The 21,920-nt window shown below is 37.7% G+C and carries 22 protein-coding genes; 3 read left to right on the forward strand and 19 right to left on the reverse strand.

The genetic code is table 11. The annotated features are described in order from the left end of the window. Positions 1 to 11: 11 nt before the first annotated feature. Together EDD62_RS04455 and EDD62_RS04460 are read right to left on the reverse strand one after the other, a co-directional pair. On the reverse strand, positions 12 to 1,040 hold the full coding sequence (locus tag EDD62_RS04455; RefSeq protein WP_123807684.1) for a cytochrome d ubiquinol oxidase subunit II: 1,029 nt from the start codon (positions 1,038 to 1,040) through the stop codon (positions 12 to 14). Positions 1,041 to 1,042: 2 nt separating this feature from the next. After that, the gene (locus EDD62_RS04460; RefSeq protein WP_123807685.1) at positions 1,043 to 2,407 is read right to left on the reverse strand and encodes a cytochrome ubiquinol oxidase subunit I; all 1,365 of its coding nucleotides are present in this window, start codon (positions 2,405 to 2,407) and stop codon (positions 1,043 to 1,045) included. Positions 2,408 to 2,523: 116 nt separating this feature from the next. Here EDD62_RS04460 and EDD62_RS04465 point away from each other — a divergent pair, with 116 nt between their 5' ends. Further along, on the forward strand, positions 2,524 to 2,775 hold the full coding sequence (locus EDD62_RS04465; RefSeq protein ID WP_414731047.1) for a glutaredoxin family protein: 252 nt from the start codon (positions 2,524 to 2,526) through the stop codon (positions 2,773 to 2,775). 87 nt (positions 2,776 to 2,862) lie between these two features. Here EDD62_RS04465 and ptsP read toward each other — a convergent pair whose 3' ends face one another. The 16 genes from ptsP to purE form a co-directional block, all read right to left on the reverse strand. Further along, positions 2,863 to 4,578 carry a phosphoenolpyruvate--protein phosphotransferase gene (gene ptsP, locus EDD62_RS04470; protein WP_123807687.1) on the reverse strand — a complete coding sequence of 572 codons (1,716 nt, stop codon included), beginning with the start codon at positions 4,576 to 4,578 and terminating at the stop codon, positions 2,863 to 2,865. Further along, entirely contained in the window at positions 4,578 to 4,844 is a 267-nt protein-coding gene (locus tag EDD62_RS04475; RefSeq protein WP_077140008.1) for a phosphocarrier protein HPr, read from the reverse strand. Before EDD62_RS04475 ends, ptsP begins: the two co-directional genes overlap by 1 nt. 65 nt (positions 4,845 to 4,909) lie before the next feature. After that, positions 4,910 to 5,371: a DUF697 domain-containing protein gene (locus EDD62_RS04480; protein ID WP_077140007.1), complete on the reverse strand. Its 462-nt coding sequence runs from the start codon at positions 5,369 to 5,371 to the stop codon at positions 4,910 to 4,912. A gap of 54 nt (positions 5,372 to 5,425) precedes the next feature. Further along, positions 5,426 to 6,595 carry a class I SAM-dependent rRNA methyltransferase gene (locus tag EDD62_RS04485; protein WP_123807688.1) on the reverse strand — a complete coding sequence of 390 codons (1,170 nt, stop codon included), beginning with the start codon at positions 6,593 to 6,595 and terminating at the stop codon, positions 5,426 to 5,428. Between the two features lie 10 nt (positions 6,596 to 6,605). After that, positions 6,606 to 7,826 (reverse strand): hypothetical protein, encoded by a 1,221-nt coding sequence (locus EDD62_RS04490; RefSeq protein ID WP_123807689.1) that lies wholly within the window; start codon positions 7,824 to 7,826, stop codon positions 6,606 to 6,608. Between the two features lie 153 nt (positions 7,827 to 7,979). After that, positions 7,980 to 9,200 carry a phosphoribosylamine--glycine ligase gene (gene purD, locus EDD62_RS04495; RefSeq protein ID WP_123807690.1) on the reverse strand — a complete coding sequence of 407 codons (1,221 nt, stop codon included), beginning with the start codon at positions 9,198 to 9,200 and terminating at the stop codon, positions 7,980 to 7,982. A gap of 13 nt (positions 9,201 to 9,213) precedes the next feature. After that, entirely contained in the window at positions 9,214 to 10,692 is a 1,479-nt protein-coding gene (purH, locus tag EDD62_RS04500; RefSeq protein WP_123807691.1) for a bifunctional phosphoribosylaminoimidazolecarboxamide formyltransferase/IMP cyclohydrolase, read from the reverse strand. Between the two features lie 12 nt (positions 10,693 to 10,704). Continuing rightward, positions 10,705 to 11,274 (reverse strand): phosphoribosylglycinamide formyltransferase, encoded by a 570-nt coding sequence (gene purN / locus EDD62_RS04505; RefSeq protein ID WP_123807692.1) that lies wholly within the window; start codon positions 11,272 to 11,274, stop codon positions 10,705 to 10,707. Then, a complete protein-coding gene (gene purM, locus EDD62_RS04510; RefSeq protein ID WP_123807693.1) occupies positions 11,261 to 12,307 on the reverse strand; it encodes a phosphoribosylformylglycinamidine cyclo-ligase in 1,047 nt (348 codons plus the stop codon). The genes purN and purM overlap by 14 nt, the downstream gene beginning before the upstream one ends. Positions 12,308 to 12,309: 2 nt before the next feature. After that, positions 12,310 to 13,731, reverse strand: a complete 1,422-nt coding sequence (purF, locus tag EDD62_RS04515; protein WP_123807694.1) for an amidophosphoribosyltransferase — start codon at positions 13,729 to 13,731, stop codon at positions 12,310 to 12,312. Next, positions 13,710 to 15,890: a phosphoribosylformylglycinamidine synthase subunit PurL gene (gene purL, locus EDD62_RS04520; RefSeq protein WP_123807695.1), complete on the reverse strand. Its 2,181-nt coding sequence runs from the start codon at positions 15,888 to 15,890 to the stop codon at positions 13,710 to 13,712. The genes purF and purL overlap by 22 nt, the downstream gene beginning before the upstream one ends. A 2-nt stretch (positions 15,891 to 15,892) precedes the next feature. After that, the gene (gene purQ / locus EDD62_RS04525) at positions 15,893 to 16,558 is read right to left on the reverse strand and encodes a phosphoribosylformylglycinamidine synthase subunit PurQ (protein ID WP_123807696.1); all 666 of its coding nucleotides are present in this window, start codon (positions 16,556 to 16,558) and stop codon (positions 15,893 to 15,895) included. Between the two features lies 1 nt (position 16,559). Continuing rightward, entirely contained in the window at positions 16,560 to 16,823 is a 264-nt protein-coding gene (gene purS / locus EDD62_RS04530) for a phosphoribosylformylglycinamidine synthase subunit PurS (protein WP_077139997.1), read from the reverse strand. After that, positions 16,823 to 17,530 (reverse strand): phosphoribosylaminoimidazolesuccinocarboxamide synthase, encoded by a 708-nt coding sequence (gene purC, locus EDD62_RS04535; protein WP_123807697.1) that lies wholly within the window; start codon positions 17,528 to 17,530, stop codon positions 16,823 to 16,825. Before purC ends, purS begins: the two co-directional genes overlap by 1 nt. Before the next feature lie 13 nt (positions 17,531 to 17,543). Further along, positions 17,544 to 18,662: a 5-(carboxyamino)imidazole ribonucleotide synthase gene (gene purK, locus EDD62_RS04540; RefSeq protein ID WP_123807698.1), complete on the reverse strand. Its 1,119-nt coding sequence runs from the start codon at positions 18,660 to 18,662 to the stop codon at positions 17,544 to 17,546. Then, on the reverse strand, positions 18,649 to 19,131 hold the full coding sequence (purE, locus tag EDD62_RS04545; protein WP_123807699.1) for a 5-(carboxyamino)imidazole ribonucleotide mutase: 483 nt from the start codon (positions 19,129 to 19,131) through the stop codon (positions 18,649 to 18,651). The genes purK and purE overlap by 14 nt, the downstream gene beginning before the upstream one ends. 166 nt (positions 19,132 to 19,297) lie before the next feature. Between purE and EDD62_RS04550 the strand changes: the two genes are divergently transcribed. Both EDD62_RS04550 and EDD62_RS04555 read left to right on the forward strand, forming a co-directional pair. After that, a complete protein-coding gene (locus tag EDD62_RS04550) occupies positions 19,298 to 20,140 on the forward strand; it encodes a bifunctional 5,10-methylenetetrahydrofolate dehydrogenase/5,10-methenyltetrahydrofolate cyclohydrolase (protein ID WP_123807700.1) in 843 nt (280 codons plus the stop codon). A gap of 80 nt (positions 20,141 to 20,220) precedes the next feature. Then, positions 20,221 to 20,685, forward strand: coding sequence for a hypothetical protein (locus tag EDD62_RS04555; protein WP_123807701.1), 465 nt, complete (start codon positions 20,221 to 20,223; stop codon positions 20,683 to 20,685). Positions 20,686 to 21,019: 334 nt separating this feature from the next. Here EDD62_RS04555 and EDD62_RS04560 read toward each other — a convergent pair whose 3' ends face one another. After that, positions 21,020 to 21,916: a nuclease-related domain-containing protein gene (locus EDD62_RS04560; RefSeq protein ID WP_123807702.1), complete on the reverse strand. Its 897-nt coding sequence runs from the start codon at positions 21,914 to 21,916 to the stop codon at positions 21,020 to 21,022. Positions 21,917 to 21,920: the final 4 nt, after the last annotated feature.

Consider the following 21,920-nt stretch of genomic DNA (forward strand, 5'->3'; position numbering starts at 1 on the left):
ATATAGCCTCCCTACTTCATCCCTTTAACATAAGCTTTGTTAAAGACAAATAATTTAAGCAACAGTAATAATGAAGGTACAAGCAACAATAATCCAAGAATAAATGCAATTGTTAAGCTCAATGCCATCGATGGATTAACAACTGATTCGTTGACGTTAATATATGGATATAATATATACGGCATCTTACTCATACCATAACCAAACCATGCAAAGCTAAATTGTAAAAAAACACAAATGAATGCTATGGTGTGGGCTTTTTTAAAATAATACAACAATGTTGCGAAAATAAACAAGATGAAGCTAGCTATAAATAACCATAGCTGATTATTTACGGCATTCATAAAGTGTTCATGATTATGTTCTCTCAAACTTATGAAAACAAATAAGCAGGTGAAGATCATTGGGCCTGCCCACATTAAAAACCAACGGCGTAAGATCGAATAGCCTATCGTTTCATTAGCAATGTGTGCATATGTCGTTAAAAATGCACTTGAAATATAGAGTACTGATATAATTGCTAATAGCACAACACTCCACGCATACGGACTTAAGATTAACGATTGCCAATCAAGATAATGACCGTTAGCACCTTCAACGATATAATTCCCTTCAGATATAACTAGCGCGACTGATAATGAAGCCGGGATAAATAATCCACTTAAACCGTACAATATCGTCCAACTTAACTTGGAATCAATACCGTAGTTCTCGAACGCATAAAATGCGCCACGAATGCTTAATATAATCAAACTAATACTTGCAGGAATTAACAACGTAGACCCATAGTAATAAGCTGTCTCTGGGAAAAAGCCTACGATCCCGACGAAGAAGAAGACGAAGAATACATTCGTCACTTCCCATACTGGATTCAAATACCTAGCGATGAGCTGGTTTAAATCTTTTGTTCGTCCTGTAATTCGACCATATAATGCAAAAAATCCAGCACCCCAATCTATACTTCCTACAATGACATAACCGAGTAAGAAGGTCCACAATACAATGATCCCAATCGTTTGATATTCAAGACCAAATATCATCGTTAATACCCTCCTTTCTGATCATTCAATAGCGTATGATCATCGAGTTCATCCATCTGTGCTTTAGCACTTTTATCTTTAAACATACGAGTTAATACATACACACTACTTACACCGAGAATGATATAGAGTAATAAGAAGCCACCGAATGTCAAGATTAATCCAGGTGCATCAGTTGCCGCTTCACTGACCTTCAAATAACCACGTAAAATCCATGGTTGACGGCCCATTTCAGCTAAGAACCAACCAGCTTCAATCGCAAGCATCGCAAAAGGTCCAGTCAGCACGACCAGTGATAATAATAATTTATTATGAATCCATTTCGGTTTAAATTTCCATATCAACATAAAGGCTACTGCTATAGCCAAACAATACATTCCAAAGAACACCATAAAGTCAAAGAAATAGTGAATGATGAGTGGCGGTTGTTCATCTTTAGGAATATCATTTAATCCAGTAACTTCTGTATCAAACGAATTACCTGCTAGAAAACTTAATACACCTGGAATTTTCAAAGCACCTTTCACTTCTTGAGTGTCTTCATCTAACATCCCGAAAAGCACAAGATCTGCTTGTGACTCTGTTTCAAAGTGCCATTCCATTGCGGCAAGCTTTTCAGGTTGATGCTCATGCAAGAACTTCGCACTGAGGTCACCTGCAAACATCGCAATAACAGAGAAAATAATCCCTGTAATGAGTGCAACTTTCAAACCTTTCTTGTGATAAGTGCGGTCTTCGGTGAACTTATTTCGAATGAGTTTGAATGCTGCAATAGATGCCACGATAAATGCCACTGTCATATACGCTGTAAATACGACATGTAATACTCTTACTGGTACGCTTGGATTAAACATCGCTTCAAGCGGTTGAACATTAACAAGTTTACCCCCTTCAACGTCAAATCCTTGGGGCGTATTCATAAATGAATTGACGGTCGTAATAAAGACCGCAGAAAGCGTTGAACCAAGTACAATCGGAATATTGAGTAGCCAATGTGTCCATAAATTCTTGAAACGATCAAAACTATATAAATAAATACTTAAAAAAATTGCTTCAAAGAAAAATGCGAAGGTTTCCATAAATAACGGCAACGCAATCACATGACCGCCCATTTCCATGAACGTAGGGTATAATAATGAAAGCTGTAAGCCGATAATTGTCCCGGTTACAACACCAACCGCAACAGTTACTGTATAGCCTTTAGAGATTCTTCTAGTCATCGCTAAGTAATGCTTATCTTTATTTTTTATCCCTAGAAATTCAGTGATCATAATAATGATTGGTACACCAACACCAACCGTTGCAAATATAATGTGAAATGCTAACGTCATTGCAGCGAGCATTCGAGCAATAATGACTTGATCCATATTGAACATCCCTTCATTTTCATGTATTATGGTTATCATTATATCAGTCATATTCATAAATGACGAACATAACATATGACACTATCATGACATTATATTTATAAGGAGTAATTATTATGATTTACATTTATACACAAGACCAATGTCCACCATGCCAATTCGTTAAACAATATTTCAAAGACCATCAAATCCAGTTTGAAGAGCGTAACATCACACATCATAACGAGTACAAGAAAGAATTAATTATTAAATATGATGCAATGAGTACACCATTCATCTTAATCGACGATGAAAAAATATATCACGTTGACTTCGACAAAATAGAAAGCGTGCTAAAAGATAAAAAATATTTATCTTCATCATCCTAAAATTAGCTCTAAAAAAAGTCGCTATACTTAATATAAAGTATAGCGACTTTTTTATCTTTTATGTCATGATGAATGAATTCTTAATAATTATTTTACATAAGCGTTCACAAGATCTAATACTTCTTCACTTGTAGAACATTGTAATGCTTCGTCAGATAATTTCTTCATTTCATCTGTCGTGAGCGATTTCATTTGTCTTCTTGCTTTCAAAATGCTCGTCGCACTCATAGAGAATTCGTCTAACCCTAGTCCAAGCAATAATGGGATGGCTCTTGAATCTCCAGCCATCTCTCCACACATACCTGTCCAAATATCTGCTTCATGAGAAGCATCGATGACATTTTTGATTAAATGTAACAATGATGGATTAAATGGTTGATATAAATACGATACATGCTCACTCATACGGTCAGCAGCAAATGTATATTGAATTAAGTCATTCGTTCCGATACTAAAGAAATCTACTTCTTTAGCAAATTGCTTAGCAATCATCGCAGTTGCTGGAATTTCTACCATAATCCCAACTTCGATGTCATCACTCACGTCATGACCTTCTGATTTAAGTTTCTCTTTTTCATCAAGTAAAATTGACTTCGCTTGTCTAAATTCATCAATTGTCGCAACCATTGGAAACATAATTTTCAATGTTCCATAAGTTGATGCACGAAGCAATGCTCTCAATTGTGGTCTGAAAATATCTTCACGATCTAAACAAAGACGAATTGCACGATAACCTAAAAATGGATTCAATTCTTCCGGCATATCTAAATAACTTAATTCTTTATCTCCACCGATATCTAATGTTCTAACAACAACTGGCTTACCGTCCATTGCTTCAAGCACTGTCTTATAAGACTCAAATTGCTCATCTTCTGTTGGCATATTGTCTCGGCCCATATATAGGAATTCAGTACGGAATAATCCTACACCTTCACCACCGTTTTCAATCACGCTATCAACGTCTTTCGGTGTTCCAATATTCGCTGCTAGTTCAACATGATGTCCATCTTTTGTTTCTGTTTTTTCCTCGACAAATTGTTTTAACTCTTCTTTATCTTGTTCAACTTGACGTGCGCGCTCAGTGTATTCGCTAATCTCTTCTTCAGTTGGATCAACGATAACAACACCAGCTTCACCATCAATGATCAAAATATCTCCATTATTCACTTCATCGATGATTGATTTCGTTCCGACTACAGCTGGAATTTCTAATGAACGTGCCATAATTGCTGAGTGTGATGTACGACCACCGATATTTGTGACAAAGCCTTTAACGAATTGTTTGTTTAATTGTGCCGTGTCAGATGGTGTTAAATCATGCGCAACGACGATCACTTCGTGATCAATTGTCGCTGGGCTGGGCAATTCAACACCAAGTAAATTTGCTTTAATTCGTTTTGAAACATCACGAATATCAGCAGCACGTTCTTTCATATATTCATTATCCATTGATTCGAAGATTTGAATGAATTCATTCGCTTTATCTTCTAATGCTGATTCTGCATTGACAGACTTTTGTTCGATGGCCTCTTTAATCGGGTGAATTAATTCAGGATCATCCAACACAAGTAAATGCGCATCAAAAATAGCCGCATGTTCAGCACCTAATGCTTCTTCAGCAGTATTACGAATTTTAGTCAGTTGTACTTTTGATTCGTGCATCGCATTGTCAAAGCGAGTAATTTCCTGTTGTGGATTATCGATTGTTTTCTTGTCAATATTTAAGTTAGGTTCTACAAATAAATAACAAGGAGCGATAGAAATTCCATCACTCGCTTGTATCCCTTGAATTATTTTACTCATTAGTCTGTCAATCCTTGTTCTTTCAATGTTGACGCAATCACTTCGATTGCTTCTTTCTCATCATCGCCTTCAGCAATAATTGTAATATCTTGATTTTGACCAACGCCTAAACTCATAACACCCATAATTGATTTTAAGTTCACTTTCTTTTCGTTATGCTCTAATTGAATGTCAGAGTCAAATTTTGATGCTGCTTGCACTAATAATGTTGCTGGGCGTGCATGAATCCCTGTTTCGTCAGTAATTGTAAATGTTTGTTGTTCCATAATGATCATTCTCCTTTAGTATATATATACAAGTATTTTATCACAATTTTTAACATGAATTCAATTTATGAGATTAATCGCCTTGAAACGTTCACACATTTCTCGATATGATCTTCACCCATTTTCTTCATCATGTAATAACTAATTCCACCTGCAACCGCTTGTCCGATGAATGGAATATACTTCGACTGTTTGGCAACTTGTTTCTTAGCAGTTGATCTGAAAAATATACCGATAATCGTTTTAGTAACTCTCCGCCCTATAAATTCACTACCAGCACTTGTTGCCATAATTAACACTTTCTTTTTTAATGAATCTGGTAACTTTTGGACATCTTTATGACTTAATCCGAACAGTTCATTAATATCATTGACGATATCAGACATCAATTTCATATCTGTTGTTACATCAAGCCCTGGAATCGGGACGATTGCTGCAACCGATGAATACATCGATTTACGCTTTATTAGTTTCAACGCTTCTGCTTTACGCGCTTGAATTTCTGCTTCTGTTGTTGGTCTATTCATAGTAATCACCTTTTTTGAAATATTATTGTGTTCAGTGATATATGCCCGATTTTTTTATTGTTCAATCATTTTGCTAATATTTAAGAAGACAACTTTTAAGTATTTACCTTTCTTATAATGTTTTGAAGTGACATAATCTTTCGGTAATCCAATCGTATGTTCAATCGTATAGTCGATATCAATCGTCGACATCGTTTTGTCGATCATCTTCTTGAAGTCTTTCAATGAAATATCACTATGGTTCGTTGATAAAACAATCGTTCCATTGTCTTCTACGACTTCTACTGCATCTTTAATCAACTTAGGGTAATCACTTAACACTGAGAAGATTCGATCATTGACGCGAGCAAAACTCGGCGGATCAATCATGATAAAGTCATACATTAACTGATGCTTCTTCGCATAGTCAAAGTAATTGAATACGTCCATAATATATATAGAATGTTCAGTGGGATCAATTTCATTCAATGCCATATTTCGTTCTATCAACTCAGTTGTACGATTCGCTGCATCAACACTCGTCGTCGTTGCACCGTTCAACGCTGCAACGATTGAAAAACTTCCACTATAACTAAATAAGTTCAACATGTTACGTGGTGTATAATTTTTAATAATTTTATTTCTGACATCACGTTGATCCATAAATAAACCACTCATCGCACCATCCAAAAGGTCAATCATATAGTTAATGTGATGTTCTTGAACGACTTTCGGATAGGTTGGGTCCCCTTTAATGACTTCATGTGTAACCTGTTCTAGAAAGCGTTGTTGCTCTATAATAACATCACAATCCAACAAATCATCTAATGCATCATAGAAATAATGGCGATACATATGAATACCTCTATTGTAGAATGTGACCAATACATCCGTGCCATATAAATCAATCGTGACACCGCCAATACCGTCCCCGATATCATTGAATAATCTTAGACAATTAATTCCATCTTGATTGAATAGACTTTGACGACTTTCAAGCGCTTGATAGAGCTGATCTTTTACAAAAAATTCATCGAAATCTTCTCTCAAATCAGTTGTAAATAACCATCCGACACCTTTATTTTGAATACCGTAAATTCCTTTTCCAATCGCATCATCATCGATCGTGAGCACGAATGGTTCTCCTTCAGTTAAATGATGATTCGTATCGATATCACTTTGTTGAATAAGCCATAAGCCGTCTTTATACTGCTTGAAATTTTTTGTAATTTTAATTTGTTTCATAGAAACTCCTTTAATAGTTTTTGCTTAAATTGATCAGTAACATCGGTATAGAAATAATACATAATAATAAGTTAATCGGTAGGATTAACTGTGCCAGTTCAACGTCTTGGAATAATTTAATCGATAGACTCGTGAATAATTTCAACGTAATTAAAAATATGAGTACAAATTGAATCGCACCGTAGCGATCTTTCAATATATTCAAGACCGTTACTATAATATATAACAATACGCCACATAACAATACAAATAAATTTAACCATTCATAAATCATATTTAATTGGGAAATTTTGAAATCTCCTGATATTAATAACCCGTTACGATTATTGAATTCAATCCCAACAAAGATCAGCATAATCATCCCTAGAAACAACTCAATATATGTCACTTTCAACCACGATGGCCATCTAAACCATGGATCATCTTCAAACAATCTTATTGGATTTAATTTCGTTAAGACATCATGCAATGGATCAAATAAATAGACTTTATTGGAATCTATCGGCCCTCTTTTTTGCCTCTTCAGTCGTCTAGATAACACTTCTTCATTTGAATCAACATATCCCCAAGGCATGAGAGATTTTTTCAAATACAATGCGACGTATAATGACATAAATGACAGTGCTGTTAATACCGTGAAAAAGATATTTATACTTAACACATCAAACGGTGTAAACACATCTTGGTCTAGCACGTGATATACGTAATGTTGAGTTGATACGTACGCAATCATAAACATTATTAGCAATAAGAAATAGTGTACTTTGTCATTTTCAGGATTTAATCGATGCTTATATGTAAAATACAACCCTAGCAACATAAAGAAAACAAAAAATAACCACGCTAAATAACTATAAACAACCGTCATAAGTAATGTTGTCATCATGACAAATATAAAACTGAATACGAAATAAGTCATCATCAGCGGCTTATCGTAATCCGTCGTTTTTTTAAGTAATCGTCCAAAGTAAATGAAGAGTAACCCTAGTATAAAAACAATAATGCTAAATAGTATTGGGAAGCCACCAATGGATTGACCTAGGATCATTTCAATCTCATCAAAGAATGCATTAAACAAATCTAGCCCGTTTTTTATCGTTGGTGTTTCTTGAGAAAATACTCCTTTTTCGTGGTACATTGTTATATTTTCATGTTTTATTAACGAGACAATACCTAAGAAGATTAAGTATGCACCAATCACATAACTAAAAATAACTTCCAATCGTTTCATAACCTCACCCCAAGTATCACTATTATACACCGTTGAACGATGGAATGCATTTTTCAATCAATGAAGACTACAGTTTTTACTCTCAATCTTCAATCTGTCGTCGTACTAAATAAAAAAAGTTTTCGAACTATAAATGTTCGAAAACTATAATAATTATATCCCTTTATCCCCAATATCTTTTCGATAAAACAATCCGTCACTTTCGATTTCATTCACACGTTCATATGCTTGATCTTTTGCAGCTTTTAATGAATCTCCTTGACCCAATACTAATAACACACGTCCACCATTTGTTTTCCAGTCATTACCGTCTTGTTTCAACCCGCTGATTAAAATATGATCTTGACCTTCGTAGCCTTTCACTAAGACATCTTTATCATAAGACCCTGGATATCCAACAGATGCCATCATGACACCTAATGTATATTGATCATTGAATGACATCGATACTTCACGCCCGTCATGCAAATCGATGATATGTTGCATAAAGTCAGAAGTCATCGATTCAAGCAATACTTGTGCTTCAGGATCACCAAGTCGTACATTGTATTCGATCACTTTCGGTCCTTCAGTTGTCCAAATTAATCCGACATACAATATTCCGAAGAAATTCAATCCTTCTTGACTCATTCCATCTACTGTAGGTTTAACAATCTTCGTTATAGTATCACCAATGACTTCTTTCGGTAAGTGATTAACCGGTGCATAGGCACCCATTCCCCCTGTATTCGGTCCTTGATCTCCATCATGTGCACGTTTATGATCTTGAGCAATGATATCAAATGCTTTAAACGTTTCATCATTGACCATCACCATTAACGAATACTCTTCACCTTCAAGGAATTGTTCTAATACAACTACAGCTTTTTCATCGACTGCATAAATTTCTTCAAGTGTTTTCTGAGCATGTTCCATCGTTTCACTGATGACGACACCTTTACCCGCTTTTAAACCATCTTCTTTGATAACAACAGGTGTAGTAAATTCTTCCAATCGAGTTAATGCAATATCTAAAGAGTTAACCGTAATATGATTCGCTGTAGGTATATCATACTTTTCCATTAATTGCTTCGCAAAATCTTTACTCGATTCCATTTGCGCTGCTTTTTGATTCGGTCCGAACACTTTTACACCTGCATCCGTTAGTTGATCTGCTAACCCTTCAGCTAAAGGTGCTTCGGGTCCAATAATGACCCAATCGATTGACTTATTTTGAGCAAATTGAACAATATTATGATCATCGACACACGTTGCAAAAGACTTCATCGCATCATTCCCTGGTGCACAATATAACGTATCAACAAGTGGAGATTGGTTGATTTTTTTGGCAATGGCATGTTCACGACCACCACTTCCAACGACTAATACTTTCATACAAAACCCCTCCTTAATGTTTGAAATGACGCATTCCTGTTGTTATCATCGCGATGCCATGCTCATTACACGCATCAATCGATTGCTGATCTTTAATTGATCCACCGGGTTGAATAATACATTGAATGCCATGCTCAGCAGCAAGGTCCACCGTATCTCTCATTGGGAAAAATCCATCACTTGCTAAGGCGATGTTTTCATTTAATTCGGTTGCGCGTTCTATTGCGATTTTCAACGCACCAACACGGTTCATTTGACCTGCCCCGATACCAACCGTATGGGTCGGTGAAGATAATAAAATAGCGTTACTCTTTACAGATTTAACGACTTTAAGACCTAATAACGCAGCTTCCCATTGCGCTTTAGTTGGTTGTTTGTCCGTTACGACTTGCATATCTTCACGACGGGCAAATGCTTGATCTACATCTTGCGTTAAGTAACCACCAGAAACTGATACAAATTCAGTCGCATCTTCATCGACATCCATTTTTACTTCAAGTAGACGAATGTTTTTCTTCTGGCTTAAAATTTCAATCGCTTCATCATCAAAGCTTGGTGCAATAATCACTTCTAAGAAAATCTCGTGTAATTTCTCCGCTAACGCTTTAGTCACTGGACGGTTGAGCGCTACAATGCCTCCGAAAATTGACATTGAATCTGCGGCGTATGCACGATCATATGCTTCTTCAATAGAATCACCAACACCAACACCACATGGGTTCATATGCTTAACAGCAACTGCTGCTGCACGGTCAAACTGTTTTACTAAATTTAACGCAGCATCTGCATCTTTAATGTTGTTATAACTTAACGGTTTACCATGGTGTTGCACCGCACCTAAAATTGTATTCGGTGTTGCATTCGTGCGAACAAGATGAGCTTGTTGATGCGGATTCTCACCATAACGTAATGACGCTTTAGCACCGCTGAAAAATTCTACAATGGCTTGATCATAATGATACGTATGATTGAAGACTTTGATCATTTTCTCTTTGCGATACGCATCCATATCATCGCCAGATTTCAAACGTTCAATTGCTTCATCATAATCGCTCGGATCAACGATTGTTAATACGTGTTTAAAGTTCTTTGCAGCACTTCTTAACATCGTCGGCCCTCCAATATCGATATTCTCAATCGCATCCATTTCAGTGACACCTTCTTTTGCAACTGTTTCTTCGAATGGATATAAGTTCACCGCGACGATATCAATCGGTGTTATGTGGTGTTTGTCCATTGCTTGAACGTGTTCGTCATTATGGCGATCTGCCAAAATACCACCGTGAATTTTAGGGTGTAACGTTTTGACACGACCATTCATTATCTCTTCGAATTGCGTCACATCACTGACCGGCGTCACTTTGATGCCTGCTTCTTGTAATGCTTTAAACGTTCCCCCCGTTGAAATGATGTCATACCCTAATTCAACGAGTGATTTGGCGAAATCAATGATACCTTCTTTATTTGATACGCTTAATAATGCATAACTCATAATAGATTCTCCTTATTGATCGATTAATTGTTTAATCGTTTGTGGATAAATTTCATATTCTAAATTTTGAACTCTTAACTGTAATGTGTCTTTCGTATCATCATCGTGAATGACACAACTTGACTGGGCAATAATTTCGCCTGTATCCATTCCACTATCTACATAATGCACTGTTGCACCAGTCACTTTGACACCATAATCAAGCGCTTGACCAATCGCATCTTTACCAGGAAAACTTGGTAATAAGCTAGGGTGAATGTTCAATATTTTACGGTCAAATGCATTGAGCAATACAGATGTTATGAGTCTCATATAGCCTGCAAGTACAATCCATTCAACTTGCTCTTTACGCATAATGGTCAAAATATGCACTTCATATTGACGTTTATTACGCAAATCTTTCGGTGAAATGATGTGTACAGGCACGTCATATTTTTTTGCACGTTCGATCACTCCTGCATCTGCTTTGTCTGTCACGACACTTGTCACGTGAATGTTTTTGAAATAACCGACTTCGATATAGTTCATAATCTTCTCAAAGTTCGTTCCATTCCCTGATGCAAAGACACTAATGTTCGTCATCTTGAATCTCCTTACCATCAATGATCATTGTCGGTTCATTCGTTACTTCACCAATGACAACCGCTTCTTCGCCGTTTTCACGAAGTAATTCAACTGTTTTCTCAACATTTACCTCATCAACGACGACAACGAATCCAATTCCCATATTAAAGACATCATACATTCCTAATGTGTCAAGATTCCCTTCATGTTGTAAATAATTAAAAATTGCAGGTAATTTAATTTGTTCAGTCGAAATATTGACACCAACATGCTCTGGCAACATTCTAGGGATGTTCTCGATAAAGCCACCACCAGTAATATGACTCATTGCATACACTTTAACAGACTGTAACAACGCTTGAATTGGCTTGACATAAATTTTTGTCGGTTCTAACAACACATCGATTAATGCTTTTCCTTCAAGTGACGTCGTTTGTAAGTCGATCTTTTGATCCTTTATAATTTTACGCACAAGTGAGTAACCATTTGAATGAATGCCTGATGATGGTATACCGATTAATTTTTGTCCCGGTTTCACTTGATCGTGATGAATATATTGATCCTTCTCAACGGCACCTACCGCAAATCCTGCAACGTCATAATCTCCAACGTCGTACATATCTCCCATCTCAGCAGTTTCCCCACCAATTAATGCACAACCTGCTTGGACACAGCCTTCACTAACACCCGCAACGATTGATTCAACCATATCCGGTTCGACTTTATTTAATGCTAAGTAATCTAAGAAGTATAGCGGTTCTGCACCTGTCGTTAAGATGTCATTGACACACATTGCGACTGCATCGATACCAATCGTGGAATGCTTGTTGTAATCAATCGCTAGTTTAAGCTTCGTTCCAACACCGTCAGTCCCTGATACTAAAATCGGATGCTTCATATTGAGCTGACCTAAGTCAAATGCAGCACCAAACGATCCAAGCCCACCAAGAACTTCTTTACGCATCGTACGTTGGACATGCGACTTCATTTGATTGACCGCTTCATAACCTGCTTCAATATCGACACCTGCCGCTTTATATTGATCTTTCATGACTAGACCCCTTTCACTTTACGATCTTTTTCTTGTGGCAAAATATGATCAATGATTTCAATTGGATAATTCCCTGTAAAGCATGCGTCACATTGACCGCGTGATCCAAACTGTTTGAATACATCGTGCATACGATCAACTGATAAATACGTTAAACTATCTGCGCCAATTTCAACTCGAATTTCTGCGACGCTTTTTTTCGATGCGATAATTTCTGCATGCGTTGACACATCAATACCGTAATAACATGGATTTTTAAGCGGTGGTGATGAAATACCCATGTGCACTTCTTTCGCTCCTGCATTTTTCAGTGCTTGTACAATATATTTACTCGTTGTTCCACGAACGATTGAATCGTCGATGACGATCACTTTTTTATCTTTAACCAAATCATAAACCGGTGAAAGCTTCATTCGTACCGCACGTTCTCGCATCACTTGATCTGGTGTAATAAACGTACGACCGACATACCGATTCTTCAATAGCCCTTGCTCATTAATGATACCTGACTGTGCACTAAACCCTTTCGCCGCTGCAAGGGATGAATCCGGTACACCGATGACCATATCCGCATCAATATCTCCCATCTCTTCAGCGAGTGCAGAACCGAGTGCTTTACGAATACGATAAATAGAGTTCTGATGAAATTCACTGTCTGCTCTTGCGAAATAGATATATTCCATTGAACACATATTCGGGTATGTCGTATCAACGTAACGATCTTCATCGATGCCATCTTCTGTAATCGTCAACACTTCACCCGGCATAATATCACGAATGTATGTCGCTCCAATCGCATGAAACGCACACGTCTCACTCGCAACACAATACGCACCATCAACCTCACCTAGCATTAATGGTCGAACACCATGGTCATCTAATGCAACCGTTAATGAATCTTCGTGTAAAATAACAAATGCAAATGCGCCTTTAATTTGTTTCAGTGCATGTTTTATTTTATCTTTTCTCGTTGCCGCTTTACTCTTTGCGAGTAAATGCGCAAGCACTTCAGAATCGGATGAAGTTTGGAAAATTGCACCTTCATCTTCTAATGCATCGCGAACCTTTTTTGCATTCACTAAATTTCCGTTATGTGCAAGACCTAAATCACCTTTATGACTCTTAAATAAGAACGGTTGAACGTTACTTAGCTCACTTGCACCGGTTGTTGCGTAACGAACGTGGCCGATTGCATTTTTATACGATGCAAGTGACTTTACTTTTTGTTCAGGTAACGCTTCAGGTAACAATCCCATGCCACGTGCACCGAATAAATTTTCTCCATTACTCGCAACAATGCCAGCACCTTCTTGACCACGGTGTTGCAATGCATGAAGTGCCATATACGTTAATGTTGCAGCACTATCGTGTCCATAAATGCCAAATACTCCACACTCTTCATTTAAGCCTTTGATGTCATACATGATTCGATGGATCCCTTCCAATGTGACTTAATCGTCTGTTGATCAAACGTTATTGTATTGCCTTGCTGTGTTAAACGAATCGTATCTTCATCCGTAATTCGACCGACAAATGTGTAGTCGTCATTTGATAATTCAGTCGATGAGAAGATGATATAATTCCCTGCAACTTCTGAGAATAATTGAGACGCTGAATAATCTACGTCAATATCCGCTGATAAATCAAAGTGTGATAATGTTTGCATTAACTTCACAACGAACCCGCCACGGCCGATTGGACGTACATGGTTGATCTTACCATCTACAATCAATGCTCTGATGCCCTCACTCATTGTCTTCACGTGTTCTAAATCAATTGATGTATTCATCGCAGAAATTTCTTCAGATAATAATTTCTCAACTTGAGAGCCTGCAAGTTCTTCTGTTAAAGATCCCGCGACATAAATATAGTCTCCAACTTTAACCTGTTGGTCTTTTAAGTATTCAACATCATCAATTAAACCGACCATCCCGACAACTGGCGTTGGTAAAATACTTGAAACAGGTGTCTCGTTATATAATGAAACGTTACCGCTCACGACAGGTGTGTTCAAGATACGACATGCATTGGCCATCCCTTCAGTTGACTTCTGTAATTGAGCGTAAATATGTGGTTTCTCAGGATTTCCATAGTTTAAGCAATCGGTCATTGCTAACGGCTTAGCACCTGTTGCAATTAAATCTTGATAAGCACTTAATACAACGGATTCACCACCGACTGTATTATCACTATAGACGTGTCTTGCTTTACCATCGATGCTCACCGCAAGGGCTTTATTCGTACCTTCTACTCTAACAATTCCTGCTTCGATACCGCTTCTACGAATCGTATTCGCACCAACTTGTGAATCATATTGCTCGTATGCCCATGACTTATTCGCCATCGTTGGATGTTGAATGAGCTGAGTCGTTAGCTGTTCGATATCTAATTCATCGTATTGTATAGACGGGCTTAATGTTTCTACTTTTCCTTCTAAAATATATACAGGGGCTTCATCACTTAACGGTTGCACTGGGATATCGGCAAACACTTCATCATTGTATGTTAAGACGAATCGATCCGTATCAGTCACTTCTCCAATGACTGCACTGTCTAATTCGTAGTGATCGAATAAGTCTAAGAACTTTTGCTCATAACCTTTCTCTACAACAAGAAGCATTCTTTCTTGTGTTTCAGATAACATCATTTCGTACGGTGAGATGCCATGTTCACGTGTTGGCACTTTTTCTAATTGTAAGTGAATGCCTGAGCCACCTTTTGCTGCCATCTCTGATGAACTTGATGTTAGACCCGCTGCACCCATATCTTGAATGCCGACCAGTCCTTCTGTTTGAATGGCTTCTAATGTCGCTTCCATTAACTTCTTTCCAACGAATGGGTCACCAATTTGGACAGATGGTCGTTTTGATTCTGACTCTTCACTAAGTTCTTCTGATGCAAACGTTGCACCGTGAATGCCGTCTCGACCAGTTTTTAATCCAACGTAAATGACTGAGTTACCGACACCTTTCGCAGTCCCTTTCTGAATGTCTTGATGATCAATGACACCGACACACATCGCATTGACGAGTGGATTCCCTTCGTAATAACGGTCGAATTCAATCTCACCAGCAATCGTCGGAATACCAATACAGTTACCGTATCCACCAATACCACTGACAACACCACGAAATAGTCGTTTCGTCTCTTTAGACGTTAGCTCACCGAACCGTAATGAGTTCAGTAATGCAACCGGTCTAGCTCCGATACTTTCGATATCACGAATAATTCCACCGACACCTGTTGCAGCCCCTTGATACGGCTCAACCGCTGATGGATGGTTATGCGACTCAACTTTGAAGACGACCGCTTGATCGTCACCAATGTCAACGACACCGGCTCCTTCACCTGGCCCCATTAAGACATGTTCTCCATCTGTCGGGAATTGCTTCAAAAATGGCTTCGAATGTTTGTATGAACAATGTTCACTCCACATCACACTGAAAATACCAATCTCAGTATAATTCGGTAATCTACCTAAAATTTCTTGGACTTTATCGAATTCTTGATCTGTCAACCCCATCTCTTGATATAACTTTTCGTCTTTAATCTGTTCTATTGTCGGTTCAATAAATTGACTCATCGTTATTCTCCCTTCTCATATGGTGTGATCATTGATTGGAATAACTTCAATCCATCATCTGTTGATAGTAATTGATCCAACGCACGTTCTGGGTGTGGCATCATGCCAAGCACGTTCCCTTGTTCGTTCGTAATACCTGCGATATCTTTATAAGATCCGTTCGGATTATCGTTGTAAGTAAACATAATTTGATGATTGTCTACAAGTGATTGGTACGTCTCATCATCGCAATAGTAATGACCTTCACCATGTGCGATTGGAATCGTTAAGTCTTCTCCGATGTCATATAAATGAGTGAATTGTGAATGATTGTTGACACGAATTGAATCATTACGACAAATAAACTGATGATGATCGTTATGAATCAAAGCGCCTGGTAACAATCTCGCTTCAGTCAACACTTGGAATCCGTTACATACACCAAGAACAAGTTTACCTTCATCGGCAAAGCGTTTAATTTCATCCATAATCGGAGCAACTTTGGCCATTGCCCCACTACGTAAGTAATCACCGAAGCTGAATCCGCCTGGAATGAGAACACCATCGAATCCTTCTAAGCTCGTTTTACGATAATCTACGTATTCTACTTCACAGTCAATCTTTTTGGCAGCATTGTACATATCACGGTCACAATTAGACCCCGGAAATCGAATGACAGCAAATTTCATATTACTCCACGTCACTTTCTAAATCTTTAATCGTATAGTCGTATGTTTCAATCACTGTATTTGCAAATAGTTTGTCAGATAGTGTATTGACGACTTCCTCAATATTCGCTTCATCTTTTTCATCGATTGTAAACGTTAATACTTTACCAACACGAATGTCGTCAATTTGCTCATAACCCATATCGTGTACCGCGCGTGTTAATGTTTGTCCTTGAGTATCTAATACTTGTGGTTGTAACCTAACATTTAATTCAACGTGTTTCATTATAAGACAGCCCCTTTTAATTTTTTGTAGAATGCTTCGTATGCATCGAGTAAGTTTCCAGTTGATTTACGATAAACATCTTTATCGAAGTTTTCTTTCGTATCTTTATCCCATAATCGGCAAGTATCTGGTGAAATTTCATCGGCAAGTGTAATAATCCCTTGGTCATCTTTGCCGAATTCAATTTTGAAGTCGACGAGTTGTAAGTTCATTTTATCCATCAATTCAATGAGTGCTTCATTAATCTTTAACGCTTTCGTTTTTAATGCTGCAATTTCTACGTCGCTTGCAATATTCAATGCTTTCACATGTGCATCTGTTATGAGTGGGTCACCTAATGCATCATCTTTATAGAAAAACTCAACGAGCGGCTTATTTAATGGTTGACCTGATTCAAACGGCAACCTTTTCGTAATGCTTCCCGCCGCAACATTTCGTACGACCACTTCTAACGGAATAATCTTCATACTTCGGACAAGTTGCTCCGTGTCGGATAATTTCTTAATAAAGTGTGATTCAATGCCAAAGTCATGCAAATATTCGAAAATCAAGCTCGAAATTTCGTTATTTAATCGACCTTTTCCTTCCATAATGTCATGTTTCTCACCATTTCCAGCAGTAACATCATCTTTATACTGAACGTGCAGTTCATTTGGAGTGTCTGTTTTATAAATACGTTTAGCTTTACCTTCATATAATAATTCCACGAGTCGTGACCTCCTAAAGTTTGAAATATTGTTGCACACGGTGCTCAAGTTCGTTTAAATGCTCAGATAAAAATGTGACATGTCCCATTTTGCGCTTCGGTCTTACATCTGATTTACCGTAGAAGTGAACATGGCTTCCTTCTATGTTTAATACATCTTCACCGAAGTCAATAACCTGTTGACCTAATAAGTTAATCATAATGGCTGGGGATAATAATTTGATGACCGGTAGTGGATAACCTGCAACAGCTAATATATGCGTATCAAATTGAGAGTAATTGCATGATTCAATGGAATGATGCCCTGAATTATGTGGTCTAGGTGCAATCTCATTGACGTACAATTGATCGTCTTGTGATATGAAGAATTCCACCGTGAAGCTCCCAACAAAGTGCACTTCATTTACGATTTTTTGTACCTCTTCACGCGCTTTATCTTCATAGGAAATAAATGACGAAGGTACTTTCGTTTGGAATAACACTTGATCTTGATGAATATTTTCTTGTAACGGGAAAAATATAAGTTGACCATCTTGTCCACGTGTTGCTGTCACACTCACTTCTGTTTTCAAATCGATGAATTGTTCAGCAACGCAAGGCGCTTCATCAATAAGTTGAAGTGCTTCTTCGTACGTTTCGTCTGACGTCATTTTAATTTGGCCTTTACCATCATATCCACCAAACTGTGTCTTTAACATCAATGGATAACCAATCGTTTCAATTGCTTCATCTAATGAGGATTTAGAATCGACAAAATGATATGGTGCAATATGTACGCCTGCTTTTGTCAGTGTTTGTTTCTCAACATAACGGTCTTGGAGTAATTTAATCGCTTCATCGCGTTGTGGTAAGTTGTAATGTTCAGTTAAATGATTCAATACTTCGGCGTTAATGTTCTCAAACTCATACGTAATCACGTCGCATCGAGCGGCAAATTGCTTAATGCTTTCAAGGTCATCGAACGCCGCTTGGACAAAGTCATCACTACTACTTTTTGCTACAGCATCACCGCTTGGGTCTAACACAATCACTTTGAATCCACGTTCAACAGCAGACTGTGCCATCATTTTACCGAGTTGACCACCGCCAATAATGCCAATTGTATCTTGAAATTTAAGTTTAGTGTAAGTCATGTTGCATATCCTCCACCTTGTCTTTCAATGATTGTGCGTAGTCATCTAATTGAGTACTAATGTGTTCATCTGTCATACCGATCAATCGCGCGGCTAAAATTCCTGCATTTTTCGCACCTGATTTACCGATAGACATCGTCGCAACTGGAATGCCACCTGGCATTTGCGTGATGGACAGCAACGAATCCATACCATTCAATGCTTTCGACTGAATCGGGACTCCAATGACGGGTAACGTCGTCATGCTTGCCACCATGCCTGGTAAATGGGCTGCACCACCAGCTCCAGCAATGATGACGCTGTAACCATTCGATTTCGCCTGATGACTGAATTCCATCATCATCTCAGGAGTACGGTGCGCACTGACAACTTTCTTATCATAAGGAATACTAAAATGATTTAACATCGTACATGCTTCTTTCATCGTTTCCCAATCGGAACTTGAGCCCATAATGATTGCAACTTTCATGAATACACTCCTTATTCGTGTTATAATTTCATTATAAGAATAACAATTCTACAAGTCTATTTCAATGCTAAATACGAATATTATAAATAAATTATTGATTTTCGTTCGGTTTTTATAGTAAATTAGTCTTTGTAAAAAACAATACGTTCGAGTATGGGGGATATTTATGGCTAAACTATTAAATGGTAAAAACATCGCGAAATCATATCGCGAAACATTAAAACAACAAGTCAGTGAATTAAAAGAAAAAGGTGTAACGCCGAACTTAACGGTTGTCTTAGTCGGCGAAGATGGTGCTTCGAAGTCATACGTCAACGCAAAGCATAAAGCATGTCAATCGATTGGAATGGATTCTGTGATTAAGCATTTCGATGCAGATATTACTGAAGAGGCGTTATTAAAAGAAATTAAAGCGTTGAATGAAGACACAGGCGTCCATGGAATACTCGTCCAAGTGCCACTACCATCGCATATTGATGAACATTTAGTGTTAGAAACGATTGATCCGAGTAAAGATGTTGACGGTTTCCATCCCGAAAACATCGGTAAGATGCATTTAGGCATTGATACTTTTGCACCGTGTACACCACTCGGCATCATGCATTTAATTAAAGAAACAGGCATCGACATTGCGGGTAAAAATGCACTTGTCATTGGTCGTAGCCATATCGTCGGACAACCTGTTGCACAACTGCTATTGAACGAGTCCGCAACGGTTATGATTGCGCACTCTAAAACTCAAAATTTAGAGTCGTTACTTGGTCAAGCAGACATTGTCGTTAGTGCTGTTGGACAACCTGGACTAGTTTCTGGTGAGCATTTAAAAGATGGAGTCATTGCGATTGATGTCGGAAATACAGTCGTTGATGGAAAATTAGTCGGTGATTTTGACTTTGACTCTGTCAGTAACAAAGCCTCATATATTACACCAGTACCTGGTGGCGTTGGTCCGATGACCATCACATATGTATTGAACAACACTGTTCGTGCGTGTCGCGAGCAAATTTAAAACATACGTTCCACTAGAATTATTGAAAGATTTCTAGTATAAATAATATATAACATCTTAGATTAAAGAGCGTGATAAAAATGACAGAATACGTCATCAAGAGAATCGAACAAGCGAAAAGTTATGCTAAAATCCGAATTATTTTAACTCATTTAATGATCTACCTCATTGCATTTATGATGGGCACTTTAGCGGAAACGTTTATCATACATGTCAGTTTTTTATCCTTGAAGCTATTCACACCAGGACGTAATTTTAGATTCAATGTTACCGGATTAGTCATTCGGATTGTATTGTTCAATCTGATTCCGTTTATGTTACAATTCATTGAATCACCTAATGTAATTTTGGCTGTCATTATTTGCTCTGTCATTGGTGTTGTGTTGATGACATACATGGCGATTAAAGAATACCTTCCAGTCACTATTCTTGTCATGAGCATTCTTGCGATTGTGAGTTTATTTGGTCCATTACAATTTGCATGGTTCATCTACATTGGACTATTTTTACACACATTAAGTTACATTCCATACATGATCAAATAACCCAACCTTTGATGAAGGTTGGGTTTCATTTTATTAGATATGGTGCGCGTATTTTCAGTTTGCGCGCAAGTACAGTCTCGATTCCCACACTTTCCTCTCGTACTTGCGCGCAGATTCGGTTTGCGCGCAAGTATGGTCTCGATTCCCACACTTTCCTCTCGTACTTGCGCGCAGATTCGGTTTGCGCGCAAGTACGGTCTCGATTCCTACACTTTCCTCTCGTACTTGCGCGCAGATTCAGTTTGCGCGCAAGTATGGTCCCGATTCCCACACTTTCCTCTAGTACATGCGCGCAGATTCGGTTTGTGCGCAAGTATCATATTTCAATAAAAAATTATTTGATTGTATTAAAAATTTTTGGTCGAAATTCATCTCTCAATACATATCTTGTGGCTCTGTTTGAACCGAAAGAATCACAATAATGATTTAAAACCTTATGGACCGTTCTTTTACTGATGCCACTCCATTTTGAAATTTCAAGTGCTGTGTAATAATCATTTTTTAGTAATTCTACTTGTTTTATTGTTTCAAAAATCAATTCTTGTTTTCTCATTTTATGGTGACAATAGCTACACTTTACATAATCCCTTCCCCCATAACAATCCTCAAAAAACCTCATACATTCTGGGCACTTGACACCTGGTGATAGTTGATCAAAATCGTAATAATGAATACGTTCATATTTAGATCGATGTAAGTGATGACTCTTCAATAGCTTAGCCAATTCAAAATCATGAGATGTCGATTTTTTCGCTTGGTGAAATTCAACACGTTGTTTCAAATCTTGATATTCCAATACATCACGGCGGTCAGTTTTAATAGTACAGCTAGGATTGATGAAGACGATGTACGATTCAACACGATATTCATTCAATATTTGCTCTAACAATACATTCGCTCGATCAAATTGCTGAAAAATATTTTTATAAATATAACCATGTTGATTTTTAACTAAGCCATTACGCTCTTCCAATTGTCCTTGATAATTTTTGATTTCATAATGATAGACCTCACCTTCTTGAATGAATAAGAAGTCATATTGAACTTCACCTTTAATATCAAGCCTCAAGCCATGGATCATCGCGACCGCCTTCAAACCATCAAAAAATTCAAGAAATAATTTCTCACCCGTTATACCGTTCTGTACATTCGATAACTGAACCGCATCGCTTTCATTTAAATGAATTCTATCATTGACATGAAGTATATATGCTTCGCTAAAATTGAGCATAGAA

Source organism: Abyssicoccus albus, assembly GCF_003815035.1.
In the GTDB taxonomy this organism is placed as follows: domain Bacteria; phylum Bacillota; class Bacilli; order Staphylococcales; family Abyssicoccaceae; genus Abyssicoccus; species Abyssicoccus albus.